17 protein-coding genes and 1 riboswitch are annotated in these 17,144 nt (G+C 62.4%); of the genes, 12 read left to right on the plus strand and 5 right to left on the minus strand.

Translation table 11 applies throughout. From position 1 onward, the window contains the following. Window positions 1-4: 4 nt before the first annotated feature. Window positions 5-853, minus strand: coding sequence for a transporter substrate-binding domain-containing protein (locus EJ076_RS08805; protein ID WP_109666513.1), 849 nt, complete (start codon window positions 851-853; stop codon window positions 5-7). A gap of 259 nt (window positions 854-1,112) precedes the next feature. On the opposite strand from EJ076_RS08805, the gene EJ076_RS08810 reads away from it, so the two are divergent. From EJ076_RS08810 to EJ076_RS08820, 3 genes are all read left to right on the plus strand, one after another. Next, window positions 1,113-1,844, plus strand: coding sequence for a LuxR family transcriptional regulator (locus EJ076_RS08810; protein ID WP_109666516.1), 732 nt, complete (start codon window positions 1,113-1,115; stop codon window positions 1,842-1,844). A gap of 96 nt (window positions 1,845-1,940) precedes the next feature. Continuing rightward, the gene (locus EJ076_RS08815) at window positions 1,941-2,579 is read left to right on the plus strand and encodes an acyl-homoserine-lactone synthase (RefSeq protein WP_109666519.1); all 639 of its coding nucleotides are present in this window, start codon (window positions 1,941-1,943) and stop codon (window positions 2,577-2,579) included. A gap of 14 nt (window positions 2,580-2,593) precedes the next feature. After that, complete coding sequence (locus EJ076_RS08820; RefSeq protein WP_109666788.1) at window positions 2,594-3,343, plus strand: enoyl-CoA hydratase-related protein; 750 nt, start codon at window positions 2,594-2,596, stop codon at window positions 3,341-3,343. Window positions 3,344-3,408: 65 nt separating this feature from the next. On the opposite strand, the gene ppk2 is transcribed toward EJ076_RS08820, so the two are convergent. Continuing rightward, the gene (gene ppk2 / locus EJ076_RS08825; protein ID WP_126067631.1) at window positions 3,409-4,317 is read right to left on the minus strand and encodes a polyphosphate kinase 2; all 909 of its coding nucleotides are present in this window, start codon (window positions 4,315-4,317) and stop codon (window positions 3,409-3,411) included. 120 nt (window positions 4,318-4,437) lie between these two features. Between ppk2 and EJ076_RS08830 the strand changes: the two genes are divergently transcribed. The 3 genes from EJ076_RS08830 to EJ076_RS08840 all read left to right on the plus strand — a co-directional run bounded on the left by EJ076_RS08830 (window position 4,438) and on the right by EJ076_RS08840 (window position 7,645). Continuing rightward, window positions 4,438-5,703, plus strand: coding sequence for an ATP-binding protein (locus EJ076_RS08830; protein WP_164548576.1), 1,266 nt, complete (start codon window positions 4,438-4,440; stop codon window positions 5,701-5,703). A 114-nt stretch (window positions 5,704-5,817) separates the two neighbouring features. Further along, the gene (gene phoU / locus EJ076_RS08835; RefSeq protein ID WP_109666524.1) at window positions 5,818-6,543 is read left to right on the plus strand and encodes a phosphate signaling complex protein PhoU; all 726 of its coding nucleotides are present in this window, start codon (window positions 5,818-5,820) and stop codon (window positions 6,541-6,543) included. 91 nt (window positions 6,544-6,634) lie between these two features. Then, complete coding sequence (locus tag EJ076_RS08840; RefSeq protein ID WP_126067633.1) at window positions 6,635-7,645, plus strand: magnesium and cobalt transport protein CorA; 1,011 nt, start codon at window positions 6,635-6,637, stop codon at window positions 7,643-7,645. Window positions 7,646-7,775: 130 nt separating this feature from the next. Here EJ076_RS08840 and EJ076_RS08845 read toward each other — a convergent pair whose 3' ends face one another. Continuing rightward, on the minus strand, window positions 7,776-8,294 hold the full coding sequence (locus tag EJ076_RS08845) for a GcrA family cell cycle regulator (RefSeq protein ID WP_126067634.1): 519 nt from the start codon (window positions 8,292-8,294) through the stop codon (window positions 7,776-7,778). A 355-nt stretch (window positions 8,295-8,649) separates the two neighbouring features. Here EJ076_RS08845 and EJ076_RS08850 point away from each other — a divergent pair, with 355 nt between their 5' ends. The 3 genes from EJ076_RS08850 to EJ076_RS08860 all read left to right on the plus strand — a co-directional run bounded on the left by EJ076_RS08850 (window position 8,650) and on the right by EJ076_RS08860 (window position 11,904). After that, the gene (locus tag EJ076_RS08850; protein WP_126067635.1) at window positions 8,650-9,849 is read left to right on the plus strand and encodes an aspartate aminotransferase family protein; all 1,200 of its coding nucleotides are present in this window, start codon (window positions 8,650-8,652) and stop codon (window positions 9,847-9,849) included. A 16-nt stretch (window positions 9,850-9,865) separates the two neighbouring features. Then, window positions 9,866-10,777: an ornithine carbamoyltransferase gene (gene argF / locus EJ076_RS08855; RefSeq protein ID WP_056588317.1), complete on the plus strand. Its 912-nt coding sequence runs from the start codon at window positions 9,866-9,868 to the stop codon at window positions 10,775-10,777. 95 nt (window positions 10,778-10,872) lie between these two features. Beyond that, window positions 10,873-11,904 carry an Hsp33 family molecular chaperone gene (locus tag EJ076_RS08860; RefSeq protein WP_126067636.1) on the plus strand — a complete coding sequence of 344 codons (1,032 nt, stop codon included), beginning with the start codon at window positions 10,873-10,875 and terminating at the stop codon, window positions 11,902-11,904. Window positions 11,905-11,949: 45 nt separating this feature from the next. Here the strand turns inward: EJ076_RS08860 and apaG are convergent, their stop codons facing one another. After that, window positions 11,950-12,342: a Co2+/Mg2+ efflux protein ApaG gene (gene apaG / locus EJ076_RS08865; protein WP_013533640.1), complete on the minus strand. Its 393-nt coding sequence runs from the start codon at window positions 12,340-12,342 to the stop codon at window positions 11,950-11,952. Window positions 12,343-12,587: 245 nt separating this feature from the next. Here apaG and EJ076_RS08870 point away from each other — a divergent pair, with 245 nt between their 5' ends. Then, window positions 12,588-13,739, plus strand: coding sequence for a ceramide glucosyltransferase (locus EJ076_RS08870; protein ID WP_126067637.1), 1,152 nt, complete (start codon window positions 12,588-12,590; stop codon window positions 13,737-13,739). A 7-nt stretch (window positions 13,740-13,746) separates the two neighbouring features. Here EJ076_RS08870 and EJ076_RS08875 read toward each other — a convergent pair whose 3' ends face one another. Further along, window positions 13,747-14,934 (minus strand): O-succinylhomoserine sulfhydrylase, encoded by a 1,188-nt coding sequence (locus EJ076_RS08875; RefSeq protein WP_126067638.1) that lies wholly within the window; start codon window positions 14,932-14,934, stop codon window positions 13,747-13,749. A 56-nt stretch (window positions 14,935-14,990) separates the two neighbouring features. Continuing rightward, window positions 14,991-15,068: riboswitch (SAM riboswitch) on the minus strand. A 78-nt stretch (window positions 15,069-15,146) separates the two neighbouring features. On the opposite strand from EJ076_RS08875, the gene EJ076_RS08880 reads away from it, so the two are divergent. Then, complete coding sequence (locus EJ076_RS08880) at window positions 15,147-16,241, plus strand: 2'-deoxycytidine 5'-triphosphate deaminase (protein WP_109666543.1); 1,095 nt, start codon at window positions 15,147-15,149, stop codon at window positions 16,239-16,241. 101 nt (window positions 16,242-16,342) lie between these two features. After that, window positions 16,343-17,113 (plus strand): ABC transporter substrate-binding protein, encoded by a 771-nt coding sequence (locus EJ076_RS08885; RefSeq protein ID WP_126067639.1) that lies wholly within the window; start codon window positions 16,343-16,345, stop codon window positions 17,111-17,113. Window positions 17,114-17,144 lie beyond the last annotated feature (31 nt).

The following is a 17,144-nucleotide window of genomic DNA, read 5'->3' on the forward strand; positions in this document are numbered from 1 at the left end:
GGCCCTAGAAAAAGCTGACCGGGAAATAGCGCAGATAAAATTCGGCAAACGTGCCTTTCATCGAAATCTCCTGCAGCGCGTAGTCGAGCGCGGCGGCAAGCGCTGGATTATCCGCTTTGGTGGCGATGGCCATGCCAGTGCCCAGATATTCGGGCGCTAGATAGGGCCCGCCGGCAAAGCGGCAGCAGCCCGCCGCATCCGAGCCGCCCAGCCAGAAGGCCAGGCGCATGCCGTCGCCGAAGGCCGCGTCAACCTTGCCGGCCTTGAGATCGTTGTAAAGGTCTTCCGGTCTGTCGAAAGTGACGACCTGAACCGTGTTGAAATAGTCGCGCAGCATGCGCTCATGCGCTGAACCTGATATTACGCCGACACGGTTGCCGTGCAATTTGTCAAAGACCGGTTCGGTCAGCGCCTTGCTTTTCGGCATGATGAAGCGTGCCGGAAACTGCAGATAGGAGCGCGAGAAGGCATAGGTCGCGCGCGATTCCGGCGTTGCGGCGATGCCGGCGATGATCGCCTCGCCTTCGCCTTTCTGCAATGCGCCTTCCAGCTCGGTCCAGGGCAAGGCCTGGATCTGGCATTTTTCGACGATGCCAAGCTCGGCGCAGATGGCGCGTGCCAGATCGATGTGGAAGCCGGACAGCTTTCCCGAGCCGTCGAGGAAATTGAAGGGTGGGAAATCTGTCGTGGTCAGAAATCTCAGCCGGGGCAGCGCCGAAAGGTCTGGCTTGGGCAGCCGCTCCTTGGCATCCCACAGCACCGGAACCTGAGGCGCCGCGGCGCGCGCACCATCGGCGAGCGACAGCAATCCGATCAGCATCGCAAGGGCGAAGGATCTCCACTGGAACGCCAAGATAAAACTCCGCCACACTCGTGCTCGCACCGGTTTTGGTACGAAAATGGTACAGGCACAATGGTTTTTGATTTCAACACGCCGATTTCAGGATATGATTTAGCCGGTTTGCAAATCAGCTTTGGCCGCCTTGGTGAGAGGATCAAGGTCGGAGCCACAGAATAAGAATGCGGTTTGCAATCCGTGGTCGGTGGCGAAGTGTAAATCAGGCACGCATCATTGGCCGCAATGCATGAGGCAACATGGGGTTGATGTTGCGATGAGTCAGTTCGATCGCACGCTGGAATTCATAGACCAACTGCAGCACGCCGCAACGGCGGCGGCGGTCTGCGAAAGGCTGCTGGGCATAACGGCGGATTTCGGTCTCACCGCACTGATGGCGGGAACCGTGCCGCAGCCAGGCACGCCGGCCGGACAGCAAAAGCAGCATGTGCTTCTCTGCGATTGGCCTGGCGAGTGGCTCGAGCGCTATGTCGCGCGCAACTATGTCGACCATGACCCGGTCGTCAGCCACATGAAACAGTTGCAGGCGCCCTTCCAGTGGCGCGAGGCGTCGCAGAGCATCCGCATAGACAAGAGCAGCGGCGAAGTGATGGGCGATGCCGGCGCCTTCAAACTGCGTGATGGGCTGGCCTTCCCGTTGGTCACGCTCGACGGCCAGATCGTCATGGTGTCGCTGGGCGGCGAGGCCGTGGAATTGTCCGCTGCCGAGTTCGGCCAGGTGTCGTTGGTGTCGACCTATGCGGTTGGCCGCGCCATGCAACTCCACACCATGGCGAGCAAGAGCATCGATCATATCGTGCTGACGCCGCGCGAACGCGAATGCCTGCAATGGGCCGCAGTGGGCAAGTCCGAGTGGGAGATTTCGCAAATCCTCGGTATCTCCGAACACACCTCGGAGAAACATCTTCTTAACGCCAAAAGCAAACTCGGTGCCGTCAACCGGGTTCAAGCCGTCGCGGAAGCGATAAGGCGCGGCTACATTAGTTAGGTCGGCCGTGCCGACCTGAAATCCTTGCCTACGCGATCACGCAATTTTCTCACCAAAGCACGGCCGTATCTTCCTCTGAACACAGGAGACGCCGGAATGCTTTTTTCCCTTACAACCCAGGAATTGATGGAACGTCCCGACCTTTGGGAGGCCGTCCATCGGCTGCGCTACAAGATATTTGTCGAGGAGATGGGATGGGAGGATCTCAGGCGGCCCGACGGGCTCGAACGCGACCAGTTCGATCATGACGAGGCCATCCATCAGATTGTCATCAGAGGTGACGAAGTCGCGGGCTATCAAAGGATGTTGCCGACCACGCGGCCTCATCTGCTGACCGAGGTTTTGACCGACCTTTCCGAAGGAATCCCGCCATCGGGTCCGAACATCTGGGAATTGACCCGCTATGCGGTGGCTCCAGGTTTTCGCGATGGCCGCCGCGGCGTTTCGACCGTCGGCACCGAATTGATCGCCGGCTTCGTCGAGTGGGGGCTGAAGCGCGGCGTCGACAAGGTGATCATCGAGTTCGAGCCGATGTGGGTACTGCGCGCCTTGCAGCTGCACTTCCTGGCGACCCCGCTGGGCTATCAGCGCACCTATGGCAACCAGCAGGTGGTCGCAACCCTGCTCACCTTCAACGAGCATACCCTCGACGTGGTGCGGTCGCGCCGCAATCATTTTGCTCCCGTGCTGGCCAGGGGATATCCCGACATGCTCGGCCAAAGGCGAGCGTCATGAGGTCGGAGACAGTCATGAGCGCACATCCACAACCCGAACTCCGCAATCACACGCTTGTCGTCACCGTGTCGTCGAATGACGGCCGGCCGGTGCTGGACAGGAGAGCCTATGAAAGCCTGGCAAAGACCTTCCATGAAGCCGCCGACAATGAGGAGGTGCGCGTCGTCGTGCTGCGCGGCCTGGCAGGCTGTTTCTGTCTCGGCGGCGATTTCTCCGAATTTCTCGACGCCACCAAGCACCAGAAACTGATCGCGGCCGTCACGGACCTGTTCCGCACGCTGGCCACATTTCCCAAGCCCATCCTTGCCTGCGTCGACGGCGATGCCGTCGGCGTCGGCTGCACCATCCTGTTCCATTGCGACATGGTGATCGCGTCCAATGAAAGCACCTTCAGGGTGCCGTTCGTCGATTTCGGCCTGGTGCCGGATGCGGCGACCAGCATCCTGGCGCCGCAGAAGCTCGGCTATGCCGGCGCTTTCCGCTTCTTCTGCCTCGGCGACACGCTTCGTGCCGAGGACGCCAGGGCGCTCGGCCTTGTCGCCGAGATCGTGCCGGGCGGCAGCGTCGAGGAGGCGGCCCTCGGCCGGGCAAGGCAGCTTGTCAAGAAGCCGGTCGCTGCCTTGCTGCAGACGCGCGGCCTGCTGAAGGGAAACACCCAGGCGCTCTGCGACCGCATCGACCAGGAGATTTCGCTTTTCCAGCAGGCGCTGCAGGACGACACCACGCTGCGCCGATTGCAGCGCATCGCCCGGCTGGCGGCCTGAACGGTCCGATCGAAAGGTGCCGATGAAGAGCGCCGCGCGGCCTTGGCTGCGCGGCGCAAAAAGCGTCAGTCCTGTTTTCCCAGGAAAGACGGCCCTTCGCCGATGATCTTCTTGTCCTCCTTGCCGATCACGTCGAGATCGCGCCCGTCGTAGGGCAGCGACAACAGGATGCGCCGCATGACCGCCAGCCGCGCGCGTCGCTTGTCATTGGCGCGCACGATGATCCATGGCGCGAACTCCTTGTGGGTGCGCTCGAACATGGTGTCGCGCACCTTGGTGTAATCGTCCCACTTCGTGATGCCGGCAACGTCGATCGGCGAAAACTTCCAGCTCTTCAGCGGGCTGTAGCGGCGGTCGTGAAAGCGCTCGAGCTGCGTTTCCTGGCCGATGTTCAGCCAGAACTTGAAGAAGTGGATGCCCTCGTTGGAAATCATCCGTTCGAAATGCGGCGTCTCCTCGAGAAACTGCTCGTGCTGTTGCGGCGTGCAGAAACCCATCACCGGCTCGACGCCGGCGCGATTGTACCAGGATCGGTCGAAGGTGACGAATTCGCCCGATGTCGGGAAATGGTCGACATAGCGCTGGTAGTACCATTGCCCCAGCTCGGTCGGGGTCGGCTTGGTCAGCGCCACGTTGCGTGCCGTGCGCGGGTTGAGGTACTGGCGCACCACGAAGATCGTGCCGCCCTTGCCGGCAGCATCGCGGCCCTCGAACAGCGCCATCACCCGTTTGCCGGTCGACTGCAGCCAGGCCTGCGCCTTGACCAGCTCGATCTGCAATTTCTCGAGCGTCTCGTCATACTCGTCGCTTTTCATCTTCTTGTCGTAGGGATAGCCGCCGGCGGTCAGCTTGTTGTCCTCGACCCAGTCGGGAAGCACGGGATTTTCGATGTCGAACTCCCGCTCCTTGCCGTCGATCCTGATCTTCAGCGGCCCTGAAGTCGGCACGGCAGAACTTTCCTTGGCTTTTTTCATCAAGACGAACCCTTTCCAGCTTCCGGACTCATGCTATGGGGAGCCTCCGGAGCGGTCCAGCGGAAGTTTCCGTCACCGTGCGACCGGGTGCGAAGGCATGGGGTGCGGGCCCACGAGCGAATGGCTGACCTGGACGCAGAGCAGAGAGGCATCGCGCAAACAATAGCCACACGGCTGTGGAACAGCCGCTGGCTGCTTGCGGCCGGCGTGGTCGCGGTCGTCGTCGTTTATGCCTTGGCCGGGATTTCAGCCTATGTCGTCCTCGCGGCGCTGCTCCTGCTGCTTGCTGCGGCAACGCTGCCGGCCGTTGGCACCGGCCAGTCGGCTGAAAGTGGCGCGGCCATCGAGGCCATCGGCTTGCAGAGGCTGTCAGGTGAATATCTTGCGGCCGCCGTCGCCGATCCGCTGATCATCTTCGACCGGACAGCCACCATTGTCCACGCCAATGCCGCCGCTTTCGCCGCCTTCGGCGGGATAGCGCCGGGCATGTCGCTGTCGTTGAAATTCCGGGCGCCGGAAATGCAGGCGCTGCTGGACGGCGTGCTGTCGGGCGACCTCGCCTCCGATGTCGTCGACTATACGGAAAAGCTGCCGGTCGAACGGGCTTACCGGGTGAGCGCGTCCTCGGTCGGCCACGCCACCGATCTCTATGTACTGGTGTTCAAGGACCAGAGCGAAGCGCGCAGGATCGACCGTATGCGCGCCGACTTCATCGCCAATGCCAGCCACGAACTGCGCACGCCGCTCGCCTCCATCGCCGGCTTCATCGAAACGCTGCGCGGTCCGGCCCGCAACGACCCGGCGGCGCGCGATCAGTTCCTGCAGATCATGCAGAGCCAGACCGGTCGCATGGCGCGTCTGATCGACGATTTGCTGTCGCTGTCGCGGCTTGAGATGAAGCCTTATCTGAAGCCTGGAACCGAGGTCGATCTGCGCGAGACCGTCGACAGCGTCATCGATTCGCTTGGACCGCTGGCCAGGGAAAACAGCGTTGCCATCGAGCGGGACTATGCCGATGGGCCGCTTGATGTGCCGGGCGATCGCGACGAACTTTTTCAGGTGTTCGAGAACCTTCTGGAAAACGCCTGCAAATACGGGCAGTCGGGCGGGCGCGTCGTGGTGTCGATCGCGCGCAGCGATGCCGGCTCGGAGTCGGGTATCGACGTGACTATCAGGGATTTTGGCCCCGGCATTCCAGAAGAGCACATTCCGCGCATCACCGAGCGTTTCTATCGCGTCGATGTCGAGACCAGCCGGACCCAGAAAGGCACCGGCCTTGGCCTGTCGATCGTCAAGCATATCCTGACGCGCCACAACGCAAGGCTTTCGATCAAGTCCGAGGTCGGTCAAGGCGCCGCCTTCTCGGTTCATTTGCCGACGCACTGAAACCGCCCTAGTTTTCCACCAGACCGTTTCTTTTTTCTGTCATCCGGCTAGCGTATCAGCGGGGATTCGAGGAAACGACTCAAAGTCAAAACACCCGTGGGAAGGCATTTTATCATGCAGTCCGTGCATACTATGAGCGCCTATGATGAGGAGCTCAAATATCTGTCGAAGCGCATCGCGGCGATGGGCGGCCATGCCGAGCGCATGGTCGAACAGGCGGTTGCCGCTCTCGTCAACGCTGACCCCGGCCTCGCCCAGAAGGTCATCCGCGATGATGCCGTGCTGGATGAAGGGCAACGCGAAATCGACGACAAGGCGATCATCATCATCGCCAAGCGCCAGCCGATGGCGACGGATTTGCGAGAGATCGTCGGCGCGATCCGCATCTCCGCCGACCTCGAACGGGTCGGCGACCTCGGCAAGAACGTCGCCAAGCGGGTGGTTGCTGTCACCGACGGACGCCAGCCGACCAGCCTGTTCCGCGGCCTCGAGGCCCTGGCCAACCTGGCGCTGACCCAGCTCAAGGAAGTGCTCGACGTCTACGCGTCTCGCTCGGTGGAGAAAATCGGCTTCGTGCGCGACCGCGACGACCAGATCGACGCCATGTACACATCGCTGTTTCGCGAATTGCTGACCTACATGATGGAAGATCCGCGCAACATCACGCCCTGCACGCATCTGCTGTTCTGCGCCAAGAACATCGAGCGTATCGGTGATCACGCCACCAACATCGCCGAGACCATCTACTACATCGTCACCGGCGAGCAGTTGCCGGCCGAGCGACCCAAGGGCGACAAGACCGACAAGATCGGTCTTTCCGAGACGCTGCCGGTGAAGTGAACGGCCGCCTCTCGAACCGTCGCCCGAATTACGCTAAGCTTTCCGGGCTTTGCCTCTATCCTCGTCCGTGGATTTGCTTCGGGAGGTCGTGATGGAAAATGTTCGGAACCTGACCCCGGCGCCTGCGCCTGCTTCCGGCATAATCGCTTGCGGCGTCTACACGGCCGGGCGCCGCATCGCCGATATTCCCATCGAGGAAGCCGGCGAATGGGCAAAAAAATCCGGTCATGTCGTCTGGATTGGCCTGCTCGAGCCCGACCGCAACCTGCTTCTGCGCGTTCAGGCGCAGTTTCACCTGCATGAACTGGCGATCGAGGATGCCGAGCACCCACACCAGCGGCCGAAGATCGAGCAATATGGCGATGCCTTGTTCATCGTCGCCCGCACCGCGCAACTGATCGACGGCCGGGTCACCTTCGGCGAGACCCATTTGTTCGTCGGCAGCGGCTATATTGTCAGCGTTAGGCACGGTCCTTCGACGTCCTATGCCGCCGTTCGTCAGCACTGGGAAAGCTGCCCGCATTCGCTGGCCAAGGGCGAGGATTTCGTTCTCTACGCCATTCTCGATTTCATCGTCGACAACTACATGCCGGTGCTCGAGCAGATCGAGGACGAAGTCGAGGTGATCGAGGATAGGGTTCTGTTGAAGCCGATGACCGGCCCTGACATCGAGCGGCTCTATATGCTGCGCCGCGATCTCTTGCGCCTGCGCAATGCAGCGCTTCCGCTGGTCGAAGTCTGCCGACGGTTGACCAGCGCCGAGCTGCCGCAGATCCATACAGCCATGCATCCGCTGTTTCGCGACGTGACCGATCACATCCGCACTGTCCAGGAAAAGATCGACAGTCTGCGCGAGGTGCTGGCGTTCGCTTTCGAAGCCAGCCTGCTGGTCGGCCAGAGTCAGGAAACGGCGATCTCCAAGAAGCTCGCCTCATGGGCCGCCATTCTGGCGGTGCCGACGGCGTTCGCCGGCATCTACGGTATGAATTTCAGCGACATGCCGGAACTGAAGATGGAGTACGGCTACCCGATGGTGCTGACCACGATCGCGCTGATCTGCGCGTTCCTCTACTGGCGGTTTCGCAAGAATGGGTGGCTGTGAAGATAGGGCAGTAGGGCAGTAGGGCAGTAGGGCAGTAGGGCAGTAGGGCAGTAGGGCAGTAGGATGGCATTTCGTGAGCGCAGCTTTCCGCACTCATACTGCCCTACTGCTCTACTCCCTATTCCCTTGCCTACCGGCTCCGCCGCCGCTCCGATGCCGGCTGGAACGCCACGCGGGCGTGATACTTGCAATAGGGCCCGGTTTCGGCGGCCTCGTTGCCGCAGAAATGGAAATCCTCCGAAAGCGGATCGCCGTTCGGCCATTTGCAGGTCCGCTCAGTCAGCTCGACGAGTTGCAGATGCCTCGAGATCGGCAACACGACATTCTCGACCGGGCGGATGTAGTGGCGTGCCACCGGTTCGGCATCGAACTGCGTCTGCAAGGCCGTCGCGCCGATCGACGTCGTGACATGGCGTGCCGCGGTTGCGGCGCGTGACACCGATTTCTGAACGGTCGATCCTTGCGCCGCCTTCTTTTGGCGTGCCGGCGTGGCGGTCGAGCGTCCGCGGCCCGACAGTTTCAGCCGGTGCACCTTGCCGATGACCGCGTTGCGGCTGACCCCTCCAAGCTGTGCAGCAATCTGGCTCGCGCTCAGACCCTCCGACCACAGTTTCCTGAGAAGTTCTACCCGCTCGTCAGTCCAGTTCATGACCGCGCTCCTATAAGCGTGCGGCAATCGGAATCCCTTACCGACCCGGCAACATTTGCCGGGGCAGACACCACATATATCTGGTGATTAGGTCCGCCGCACGAAATCTAGTTATTTCTCGACTACAACTACTCTATCCGCTGACTCGGTGACAAGAGTCCCAAGTGCAACACGAATCGGTTTTTTCGGTTTTCCCCAACTTGCCCGGTCGCTTATGAGCCGGCGTCTCGTTAGGGGGCTTGCCGCGCGCCACTACGCGACGTTTTCGTTGACTTCATGGCCGAAAAACACGATAAGCCGCACAGGCCGCCGCTTTGGCGGCTTTTTTGATTTTCCGGTACCGGAGACGCATATAATGAGCGGTTCGGCGCTTTACGAGACCTTTGCTCGCGCACCCCTGGCCTTCGACCACGGGGAAGGCACTTGGCTGATTACCGACAAAGGCGAGCGATATCTCGATTTTGCCGGCGGCATCGCCGTCAATTCGCTCGGCCACAGCCATCCGCATCTGGTCGCCGCACTCACCGAGCAGGCCGCCAAGCTCTGGCATGTTTCCAATCTCTATGAGATTCCGGGGCAGAGCCGGCTCGGCCAGCGGCTGGTCGACGCCACTTTCGCCGACAAGGTGTTCTTCACCAATTCGGGCGCCGAGGCGCTGGAATGCGCAATCAAGACGGCGCGCCGCTACCAGTTCGTCAACGGACACCCCGAGCGCTTCCGCGTCATCACCTTCGAAGGCGCCTTCCATGGCCGCACGCTGGCGACCATCGCGGCCGGCGGCCAGTACAAATATCTCGAAGGCTTCGGTCCCAAGGTCGAAGGTTTCGATCAGGTCGGTTTCGACGACATCGACGCCGCCGAAAAGGCGATCACGCCGGAGACGGCCGCCATCCTGATCGAACCGGTGCAGGGCGAGGGCGGTATCCGTCCGGTGCCGACGCAATCGCTGAAGCGGCTCAGGCAATTGTGCGAGCAGCACGGCCTGCTGTTGATTTTCGACGAGGTCCAGTGCGGCATCGGCCGCACCGGCAAGCTGTTCGCGCATGAATGGTCAGGGGTTACGCCAGACATCATGGCGATCGCCAAGGGCATTGGCGGCGGCTTCCCGATGGGCGCCTGCCTTGCCACGGATGAAGCGGCCGTCGGCATGACCGCAGGCGTGCATGGCACCACGTTCGGCGGCAACCCGCTGGCGATGGCTGTCGGCAACGCCGTGCTCGATGTCGTGCTGGAAGACGGCTTCCTCGAAGATGTCCAGCGCAAGGCGCTGCTGCTGAAGCAGGGGCTTGCGTCGGTCGCCGACGAGTTTCCCGAGGTCATCGAGGACATCAGGGGCGCGGGGCTGATGCTCGGCCTCAAATGCGCCATGCCCAACACCAAGGTGAACATGGCATTGCGTGATCAGCACCTGCTGGCGGTGCCAGCCGGCGACAACGTCATTCGCCTGCTGCCGCCGCTCACCGTCACCGATGCTGAGATCCACGACGCGCTCAACCGCATCCGCGCCGGCGCCAAGGGCCTGGCGGAGGCGATCGCCTCCGCCGCCGCGAAGTAATCCGGAACCATTCCTGATGTCAGTTCGCCATTTCACCGACCTTTCCGCCGTCTCTGAAGGCGATCTGCGCTTCATGCTGGACGACGCGGTGGTGCGAAAAGCCCGTCTCAAGGCCGGCGAGCGGACAAAGCCGCTAGAAGGCAAGGTGCTGGCGATGATCTTCGACAAGCCGTCGACGCGCACGCGCGTCTCCTTCGACGTCGGCATGCGCCAGCTTGGCGGCGAGACCATCATGCTGACCGGCACTGAGATGCAGCTCGGCCGTTCCGAGACCATCGCCGACACCGCCAAGGTGCTGTCGCGTTATGTCGATGCGATCATGATCCGCACCACCTCGCATGAGCGGCTGCTGGAATTGACCGAGAATGCCACCGTGCCGGTGATCAACGGACTGACCGACGACACCCATCCTTGCCAGTTGATGGCCGATATCATGACCTTCGAAGAGCATCGCGGTCCGGTCGCCGGCAAGACCATCGCCTGGACCGGCGACGGCAACAATGTGCTGCATTCGCTGCTCGAGGCCTCGGCCCGGTTCCGCTTCAACCTCAACGTCGCCGTTCCCGAGGGCAGTGAGCCGGCGCAGAAGCATATCGACTGGTCGCAGGCACATGGCGGCAAGCTGCACTTCACCCGCTCGCCCGAGGAAGCCGTCGATCAGGCCGACTGCATCGTCACCGATTGCTGGGTGTCGATGGGCCAGGAGCATCGCGCCCGCGGCCACAACGTGTTCTCGCCGTACCAGGTCAATGCCAAGCTGATGGCCAGGGCCAAGCCGGACGCGCTGTTCATGCATTGCCTGCCAGCGCACCGCGGCGAGGAGGTGACCGACGAGGTCATCGACGGACCGCATTCGGTGGTCTTCGACGAGGCCGAGAACCGGCTCCATGCCCAGAAGGCCGTGCTCGCCTGGTGTCTTGGCGCATGAAGCGTCTGGGAGCTTGATCTGCGGGGGTGTGATGCCTATTTGCGCCGCATCACGCAAATCAAGCGCGTTTCGACGCATGCGCCCCGGAGGGCGGCATGGCCGCGCCCTGGAGCTTTGTCATGTTGGAAACCTATCAAGTGACTGAACATCACCCCAAACTCGGCGAATTCGGCTACGCCGGCGACGATCACGTCGTGCCGTTCGAGGTCGGCCCGCTCGATGTACGCGGCCGCACCGTCCAGCTCGGGCCGATGCTCGACGCCATCCTCAGCCGCCACGATTATCCCGAGCCGGTCGCCCGCCTGCTGGCGGAGGCCTGTGTGCTGACGGTACTGCTCGGCACCTCACTTAAGTTCGAGGGCAAATTCATCCTGCAGACCCGCACCGACGGGCCTGTCGACATGCTGGTCGCGGATTTCTCCACGCCCTCGGCATTGCGCGCCTATGCGCGTTTCGATGCCGACCGGCTGGAGGCGCTGGTCGCGGCAGGCGAAACGTCGCAGCAGACCCTGCTCGGCAGTGGCGTGCTGGCGCTGACCATTGACCAGGGCGCTCATACGCAGCGCTATCAGGGTATCGTCCAGCTCGATGGCGAGACGCTGGAAGATGCGGCACGCACCTATTTCCGTCAGTCGGAGCAGATTCCGACCGATCTCAGGCTGTCGGTGGCCAAGTTGCTGACGCCCGGCCCCGGCGGCGCCCGCGAGCAGTGGCGCGCCGGTGGCATCCTGGCGCAGTTCCTGCCGCAGTCGCCCGAGCGCATGCGCGTGCCGGATCTGCCGGGTGGCGATGGCGATCCGCGCGAGGAGATCCACGATCCGGCCGACAATTCCTGGCAGGAGTTGCTGGCGCTGCTCGGCACCATCGAGCCGACCGAACTGATCGACCCGACGATCGGCGCCGAGCGGCTGCTCTACAGGCTGTTCCACGAGCATGGCGTGCGCGTCTTCGGCGGCGTTCCTGTCGCCGACCAGTGCTCGTGCTCCCGGGACAAGATCCGCGGTATCCTCGAGGGTTTTTCCGCCCAGGAGATCAAGGACAGCACCGAGGACGGCGGCATCCACGTCGCCTGCGAATTCTGCTCGACGCAATATGACTTCGACCCAGCGGAATTTACTGCTCAATAAAGAAAGACACCCCTCGCCGGCTGCTTCTCGGCCGGTGAGGCGAAACTAATTCACCGTCCGCCGCGTCCCCGGCAGGTCGAGTGAGAAGGCGGGGATGGCGATGTCGAACGTCTCGCCCCGCTTGTTGCGCATCGTGTAGTGCCCGACCATGATGCCGGATGGTGTCGAGAGCGGGCAACCGGACGTGTATTGGTAGCTGTCGCCGGGATTGAGTTCAGGCTGGTCGCCGACGACGCCGGGGCCGCGTACCTCCTCGACCCGGCCGGTGCCGTCGGTGATGTGCCAATAGCGCGACAACAGCTGCACGAAATCGTCCGACTGATTGTCGATCGTTATCTGATAGCCCCAGACATAGCGGTTCTCTGAGGGATCTGAGCGGTCCTCTAGATAGAACGGCCTGACCTGCACTTCGATATTGCGCGTGACGGCGCTGTACATAAGCGGCTCCAAAACGATCCGGTAACTTTCGGCGCTCCACGCGGGCTGGTCAACGGTGCGCGTCCTGTCATTGCGCATTGAGCGGCAGGTGGCGGCAAAGAATGTCATTTAGGTGACACATGACAATGATGGTGTGCGCCAATCAGTGCCGCGCGACTCGGGCGCTCTGTCGAACTGTTGAAATCGGTCGTCATGCCAGCCAGATTGTTCTGACGGACCGGTTCTTCTGGAGTGACCGGATCTCGATGGAACTCACTCTCATAGCCGCCACGCTTTCGACTGTCCTTATCCTTTCAAATCTCGCCAGCATCGTGCTTGCCGCTTCGCGTCTGAAACGGCGCCGCATTGTCGCGCCGCCGGCCGGCAAGCCGCAGCCGGTATCGATCGTCGTGCCGGCGCGTGGCGTCGAGCCATTCACGCAGGAGACGCTGGAGCGCGCCTTCTCGCTCGACTGGCCGCGCTACGAGCTGATCTTCTGCGTCGCCCATGCCGACGATCCGGTGGTCAGGCTGATAAACAGGACGATTGCCCGGTTTCCGAAGGTGCCGGCCCGGCTGCTGATCGGCGACGACCGCATCAGCGCCAATCCGAAGCTAAACAATTGCGTCAAGGGCTGGGAAGCGGCGCGCCACAATTGGGTTATCCTGGCCGATTCCAACGTGCTGATGCCGAGAGACTACGTCCAGCACCTCATGGCTGCCTGGCGGCCCGGCACCGGCCTTGTCTGCTCGACGCCGATCGGCTCGCGGCCGGCCGGCTTCTGGGCCGAGGTCGAATGCGCTTTCCTCAACACGCTGCAGGCACGCTGGCAATATGCCGGCGATGCGCTCGGCCTTGGCTTTGCCCAGGGCAAGAGCATGCTCTGGAACAAGCCGATGCTCGACGCCAATGGCGGCATTCGCGCGCTGGCCGCCGAGATCGCCGAGGATGCCGCCGCGACCAAGCTGGTGAACAGCCTCGGCCTGCGCGTCAATCTCGTCGCCGCGCCCTTCGAGCAGCCGCTCGGCCGGCGAACCTTTGACGAGATCTGGTCACGGCAGGCCCGCTGGGCGCGCCTGCGCCGCGTCACCTTCCCGCTGTTTTTCGCACCCGAAATCCTGACCGGCGCGGTGGTGCCGCTGGTGCTCGCGCTGATTGCGGCGGCAAGCGCCGGTATCAGCCTCTGGCCAACCGCCATCGCCGTGCTGGCGGCCTTCTATCTTCCCGAGTGCGCCCTGGCCTGGTCCAAGGGCTGGTACCTGTCGCCACGCATGGTTGCGGCGATCATGGCGCGCGACCTGATCCTGCCGGCGATGTGGGCGCGCGGCTGGCTCGGCGGTGCCGTCGACTGGCGCGGCAACGCGATGACCATCGGCACCAAGGCGGCCGAGCTGGAAGAGACGCCGTCCGGCGCCTGAAGGCCTCTTATCTGGCCTTCAGTGCCTGCGCGATGTCCTCAAGCAGATCGTCGGTATCTTCCAGGCCGACCGACAGCCTGAGCGTGCCCGGCCCGATGCCGAGCTCGGCGCGCGCCTCGTCACTCAGATTCTTGTGCGTCGTCGTCGCCGGGTGGGTGATCAGGCTCTTGGCGTCGCCGAGATTGTTGGAGATCAGCACGATGTCGAGCGCGTTCTGCAAGGCGAAGGCTGCCTGCTTGCCGCCCTTGACGTCGAGGCAGATCAGCGTCGAGCCGCCCGCCATCTGCTTCTTGACGATATCGGCCTGCGGGTGGTCGGCGCGCCCGGGATAGATGACACGGGCGATTTCCGGCCGCTCGGCCAGGAAATCCGCGATCTTGCCTGCGCTTTCCGTCTGCTGGCGCACACGCAGCGGCAGCGTCTCCAGGCCCTTGAGCAATGTCCAGGCGTTGAAGGGCGACAGGCTTGGACCGGTGTGGCGGAAATAATCGTGCAGGTTCTCGTCGATCCACTTCTTGTCCGACAGGATGACGCCACCGAGACAGCGCCCCTGGCCGTCAATGTGCTTGGTCGCCGAATAGACGACGATATGGGCGCCAAGCTGCAACGGCTTCTGCTGCAGCGGCGTGGCGAAGACGTTGTCGACAATCAGTCGCGCGCCGATCGAGTTGGCAAGCGAGGCGACGGCGGCGATATCGACCACTTCCAGCGTCGGGTTGGTCGGGCTTTCCAGGAAGAACAGCTTGGTGTTCGGCTTGACCGCCTTTTCCCAGTTGGCGATATCGGTGCCGTCGACCAGCGTCGCCTCGATGCCGTATCTCGGCGCCAGCGTCTCGACCACCCAGCGGCAGGAGCCGAACAGTGCACGCGCCGCCACGATATGGTCGCCGGCCTTGGCGCTGCACAGAAGGGCTGCCGTCACCGCGGCCATGCCAGACGCGGTGGCGCGCGCGTCTTCCGCGCCTTCGAGTGCGCACATGCGCTTCTCGAACATATCGACGGTCGGATTGGCATAGCGCGAATAGATGAAGCCCGGCTCCTCGCCCTTGAAGCGGGCTTCGGCGGCTTGCGCCGTTTCGTAGACATAGCCCTGGGTGAGGTAGATCGCCTCCGACGTTTCGCCGAAACCGGAACGCAGCGTTCCGCTGTGCACGAGTGCCGTCTGAGGCTTCCAGTTGCGCTTCTTGGTGCTCATCGCTCTTCTTCCAGACACAAAAAAACCGGCCGCGAAGTCGCAACCGGTCCATACGGCCTTGCGGCCCGACGGTCCTTTAGCGACTTGTTTAACGTGGCTGCAAGCCGACCGGCCAAATCACCACGGGATAACGACCCTTTAGACCCGCGCCACGCTTGCGTCAATTGCCGGCTTCATTAAGAGGTTTGTACCAGCGGCTAAGGAGCGGAGCCTTGCGGCAGACAGGCATTCTTCCCGATCAGGACATTTCAGCGCTGTTCCAGTGTGGCGCGCTGAAGTCGGCGCGCGCACTTGATGCCGACCAGATCCAGCCGGCCAGTCTTGATCTCAGGCTCGGCGACAAGGCCTGGCGGGTGCGTGCCTCCTTCCTGCCGGGTCCCAACCACAAGGTTTCGGAAAAGCTCGATAGGCTGAAGCTGCACGAGATCAATCTTGCCGAGGGCGCGGTGCTGGAGACCGGCTGCGTCTACATCGTGCCCTTGCTTGAAAGCCTGGCATTGCCGGCGGACATTTCGGCCTCGGCCAATCCGAAGAGTTCGACCGGGCGGCTCGACATCTTCACCCGCGTCATGACCGATCGCGGCCACGAGTTCGACAAGATCGCTGCCGGCTATCATGGGCCGCTCTATCTGGAGGTCAGCCCGCGCACCTTCCCGATCGTCGCTCGCACCGGTTCGCGTCTGTCGCAGATACGTTTCCGCACCGGCAATGCGCTGCTTTCGGAAGCCGAGCTGAATGAGTTGCATCGCGCGCAGATGCTGGTCGCCACCGAGCCGCCGAACATTTCCGGCGGCGGCATCGCGCTGTCGATCGACCTCAACGGCGATCAGAACGGGCTGGTCGGCTATCGCGGCAAGCATCACACCGGTCTTGTCGATGTCGACAAGCGCGCGGCACAGGAGGTCGTCGACTTCTGGGAGCCGATCCACAAGAGCGGCGCCGGCGAGCTGGTGCTCGATCCCGACGAGTTCTACATCCTCGTCAGCCAGGAGGCGGTGCATGTGCCGCCGCTCTACGCCGCCGAGATGACGCCCTTCGATCCGCTGGTCGGCGAATTCCGCGTCCACTATGCCGGCTTCTTCGATCCGGGCTTTGGCCATTCCGCGTCCGGTGGTACCGGCAGCCGCGCGGTGCTCGAAGTGCGCAGCCACGAAGTGCCGTTCATCCTCGACCATGGCCAGATTGTCGGCCGGCTGGTCTACGAGCACATGCTGAAGCGGCCGCAGGCGCTCTACGGCACCGATCTCGGCTCCAACTACCAGGCGCAGGGCCTGAAGCTGTCCAAGCATTTCCGCGCCGCGCGCTGAGCGCCTATCACCGTCAGGCAAAATACTTGCCTGTACTGGCTCGCCATGCTTGGCTGCCTTGCTGGTCGTCAAGATGCTGGCGTTCAAGGGGAACCAAGAAAATGCAGATTTCGAAATGGATCATGTCGGCAGCGGGTGCTGCCATGCTGGTGATGGCAGCCGGCTCGCTGTCGCAGGCGGTTGAGAAAATCAAGATCGGCACCGAGGGCGCCTATCCGCCGTTCAATACCATTACGGCCGATGGCAAGGTCGAAGGCTTCGATATCGACATCGCCAATGCGCTGTGCGCGCAAATGAAGGTCGAATGCGAGATCGTTACCCAGGACTGGGACGGCATCATTCCCGCTTTGCAGGCCAAGAAATTCGACGCCATCATTGCCTCGATGAGCATCACCGAGGAGCGCAAGAAGCAGGTCGCCTTCACCAACAAATATTATACGACACCGCTCGCTTTGGTGGCGCCGAAGGACAGCGATCTTACCTCGACCGAACCGGCGGCCCTTGCCGGCAAGACGGTCGGCGCCCAGGCTTCGACCACGCAGGCCGACTATGCCCAGAATAGCTACGGCAAGGCCGGTGCGGAGGCAAAACTCTACCCGACCCAGGAAGAGGCGATCACCGACCTGACCAACGGCCGGCTTGACGCCGTGATCTCGGACAAGTTCGTGCTGATGGACTGGCTGAAGAAGGCAAGCGACGGCTGTTGCAAGCTGGTCGGCGACGTCAAGGGTACGGAAACGCAAGCCGGCATTGCCGTTCGCCTGGAAGACACAGCACTTCGCGACAAGCTCAACGCGGCCATCGACGCGATCGTCGCCGACGGCACCTACAAGAAGATCCAGGCCAAGTATTTCGACTTCGATATTTATTGAGACGTTGAAGCTGCCAATCTCCCCCTCAAGG

It is taken from the genome of Mesorhizobium sp. M7D.F.Ca.US.005.01.1.1 (assembly GCF_003952545.1).
In the GTDB taxonomy this organism is placed as follows: domain Bacteria; phylum Pseudomonadota; class Alphaproteobacteria; order Rhizobiales; family Rhizobiaceae; genus Mesorhizobium; species Mesorhizobium loti.

Excerpts from the sequence above, each read along its gene's own strand:
- EJ076_RS08850 (WP_126067635.1), top strand. The coding sequence starts at position 8,650 with ATGAGCGGTTCGGCGCTTTACGAGACCTTTGCTCGCGCACCCCTGGCC.
- EJ076_RS08870 (WP_126067637.1), top strand. The coding sequence starts at position 12,588 with ATGGAACTCACTCTCATAGCCGCCACGCTTTCGACTGTCCTTATCCTT.
- EJ076_RS08840 (WP_126067633.1), top strand. The coding sequence starts at position 6,635 with ATGGAAAATGTTCGGAACCTGACCCCGGCGCCTGCGCCTGCTTCCGGC.
- EJ076_RS08845 (WP_126067634.1), bottom strand. The coding sequence starts at position 8,294 with ATGAACTGGACTGACGAGCGGGTAGAACTTCTCAGGAAACTGTGGTCG.
- phoU (WP_109666524.1), top strand. The coding sequence starts at position 5,818 with ATGCAGTCCGTGCATACTATGAGCGCCTATGATGAGGAGCTCAAATAT.
- EJ076_RS08885 (WP_126067639.1), top strand. The coding sequence starts at position 16,343 with ATGCAGATTTCGAAATGGATCATGTCGGCAGCGGGTGCTGCCATGCTG.
- EJ076_RS08815 (WP_109666519.1), top strand. The coding sequence starts at position 1,941 with ATGCTTTTTTCCCTTACAACCCAGGAATTGATGGAACGTCCCGACCTT.
- EJ076_RS08860 (WP_126067636.1), top strand. The coding sequence starts at position 10,873 with ATGGCCGCGCCCTGGAGCTTTGTCATGTTGGAAACCTATCAAGTGACT.
- EJ076_RS08820 (WP_109666788.1), top strand. The coding sequence starts at position 2,594 with ATGAGCGCACATCCACAACCCGAACTCCGCAATCACACGCTTGTCGTC.
- ppk2 (WP_126067631.1), bottom strand. The coding sequence starts at position 4,317 with ATGAAAAAAGCCAAGGAAAGTTCTGCCGTGCCGACTTCAGGGCCGCTG.
- EJ076_RS08830 (WP_164548576.1), top strand. The coding sequence starts at position 4,438 with ATGGCTGACCTGGACGCAGAGCAGAGAGGCATCGCGCAAACAATAGCC.
- apaG (WP_013533640.1), bottom strand. The coding sequence starts at position 12,342 with ATGTACAGCGCCGTCACGCGCAATATCGAAGTGCAGGTCAGGCCGTTC.
- argF (WP_056588317.1), top strand. The coding sequence starts at position 9,866 with ATGTCAGTTCGCCATTTCACCGACCTTTCCGCCGTCTCTGAAGGCGAT.
- EJ076_RS08810 (WP_109666516.1), top strand. The coding sequence starts at position 1,113 with ATGAGTCAGTTCGATCGCACGCTGGAATTCATAGACCAACTGCAGCAC.
- EJ076_RS08875 (WP_126067638.1), bottom strand. The coding sequence starts at position 14,934 with ATGAGCACCAAGAAGCGCAACTGGAAGCCTCAGACGGCACTCGTGCAC.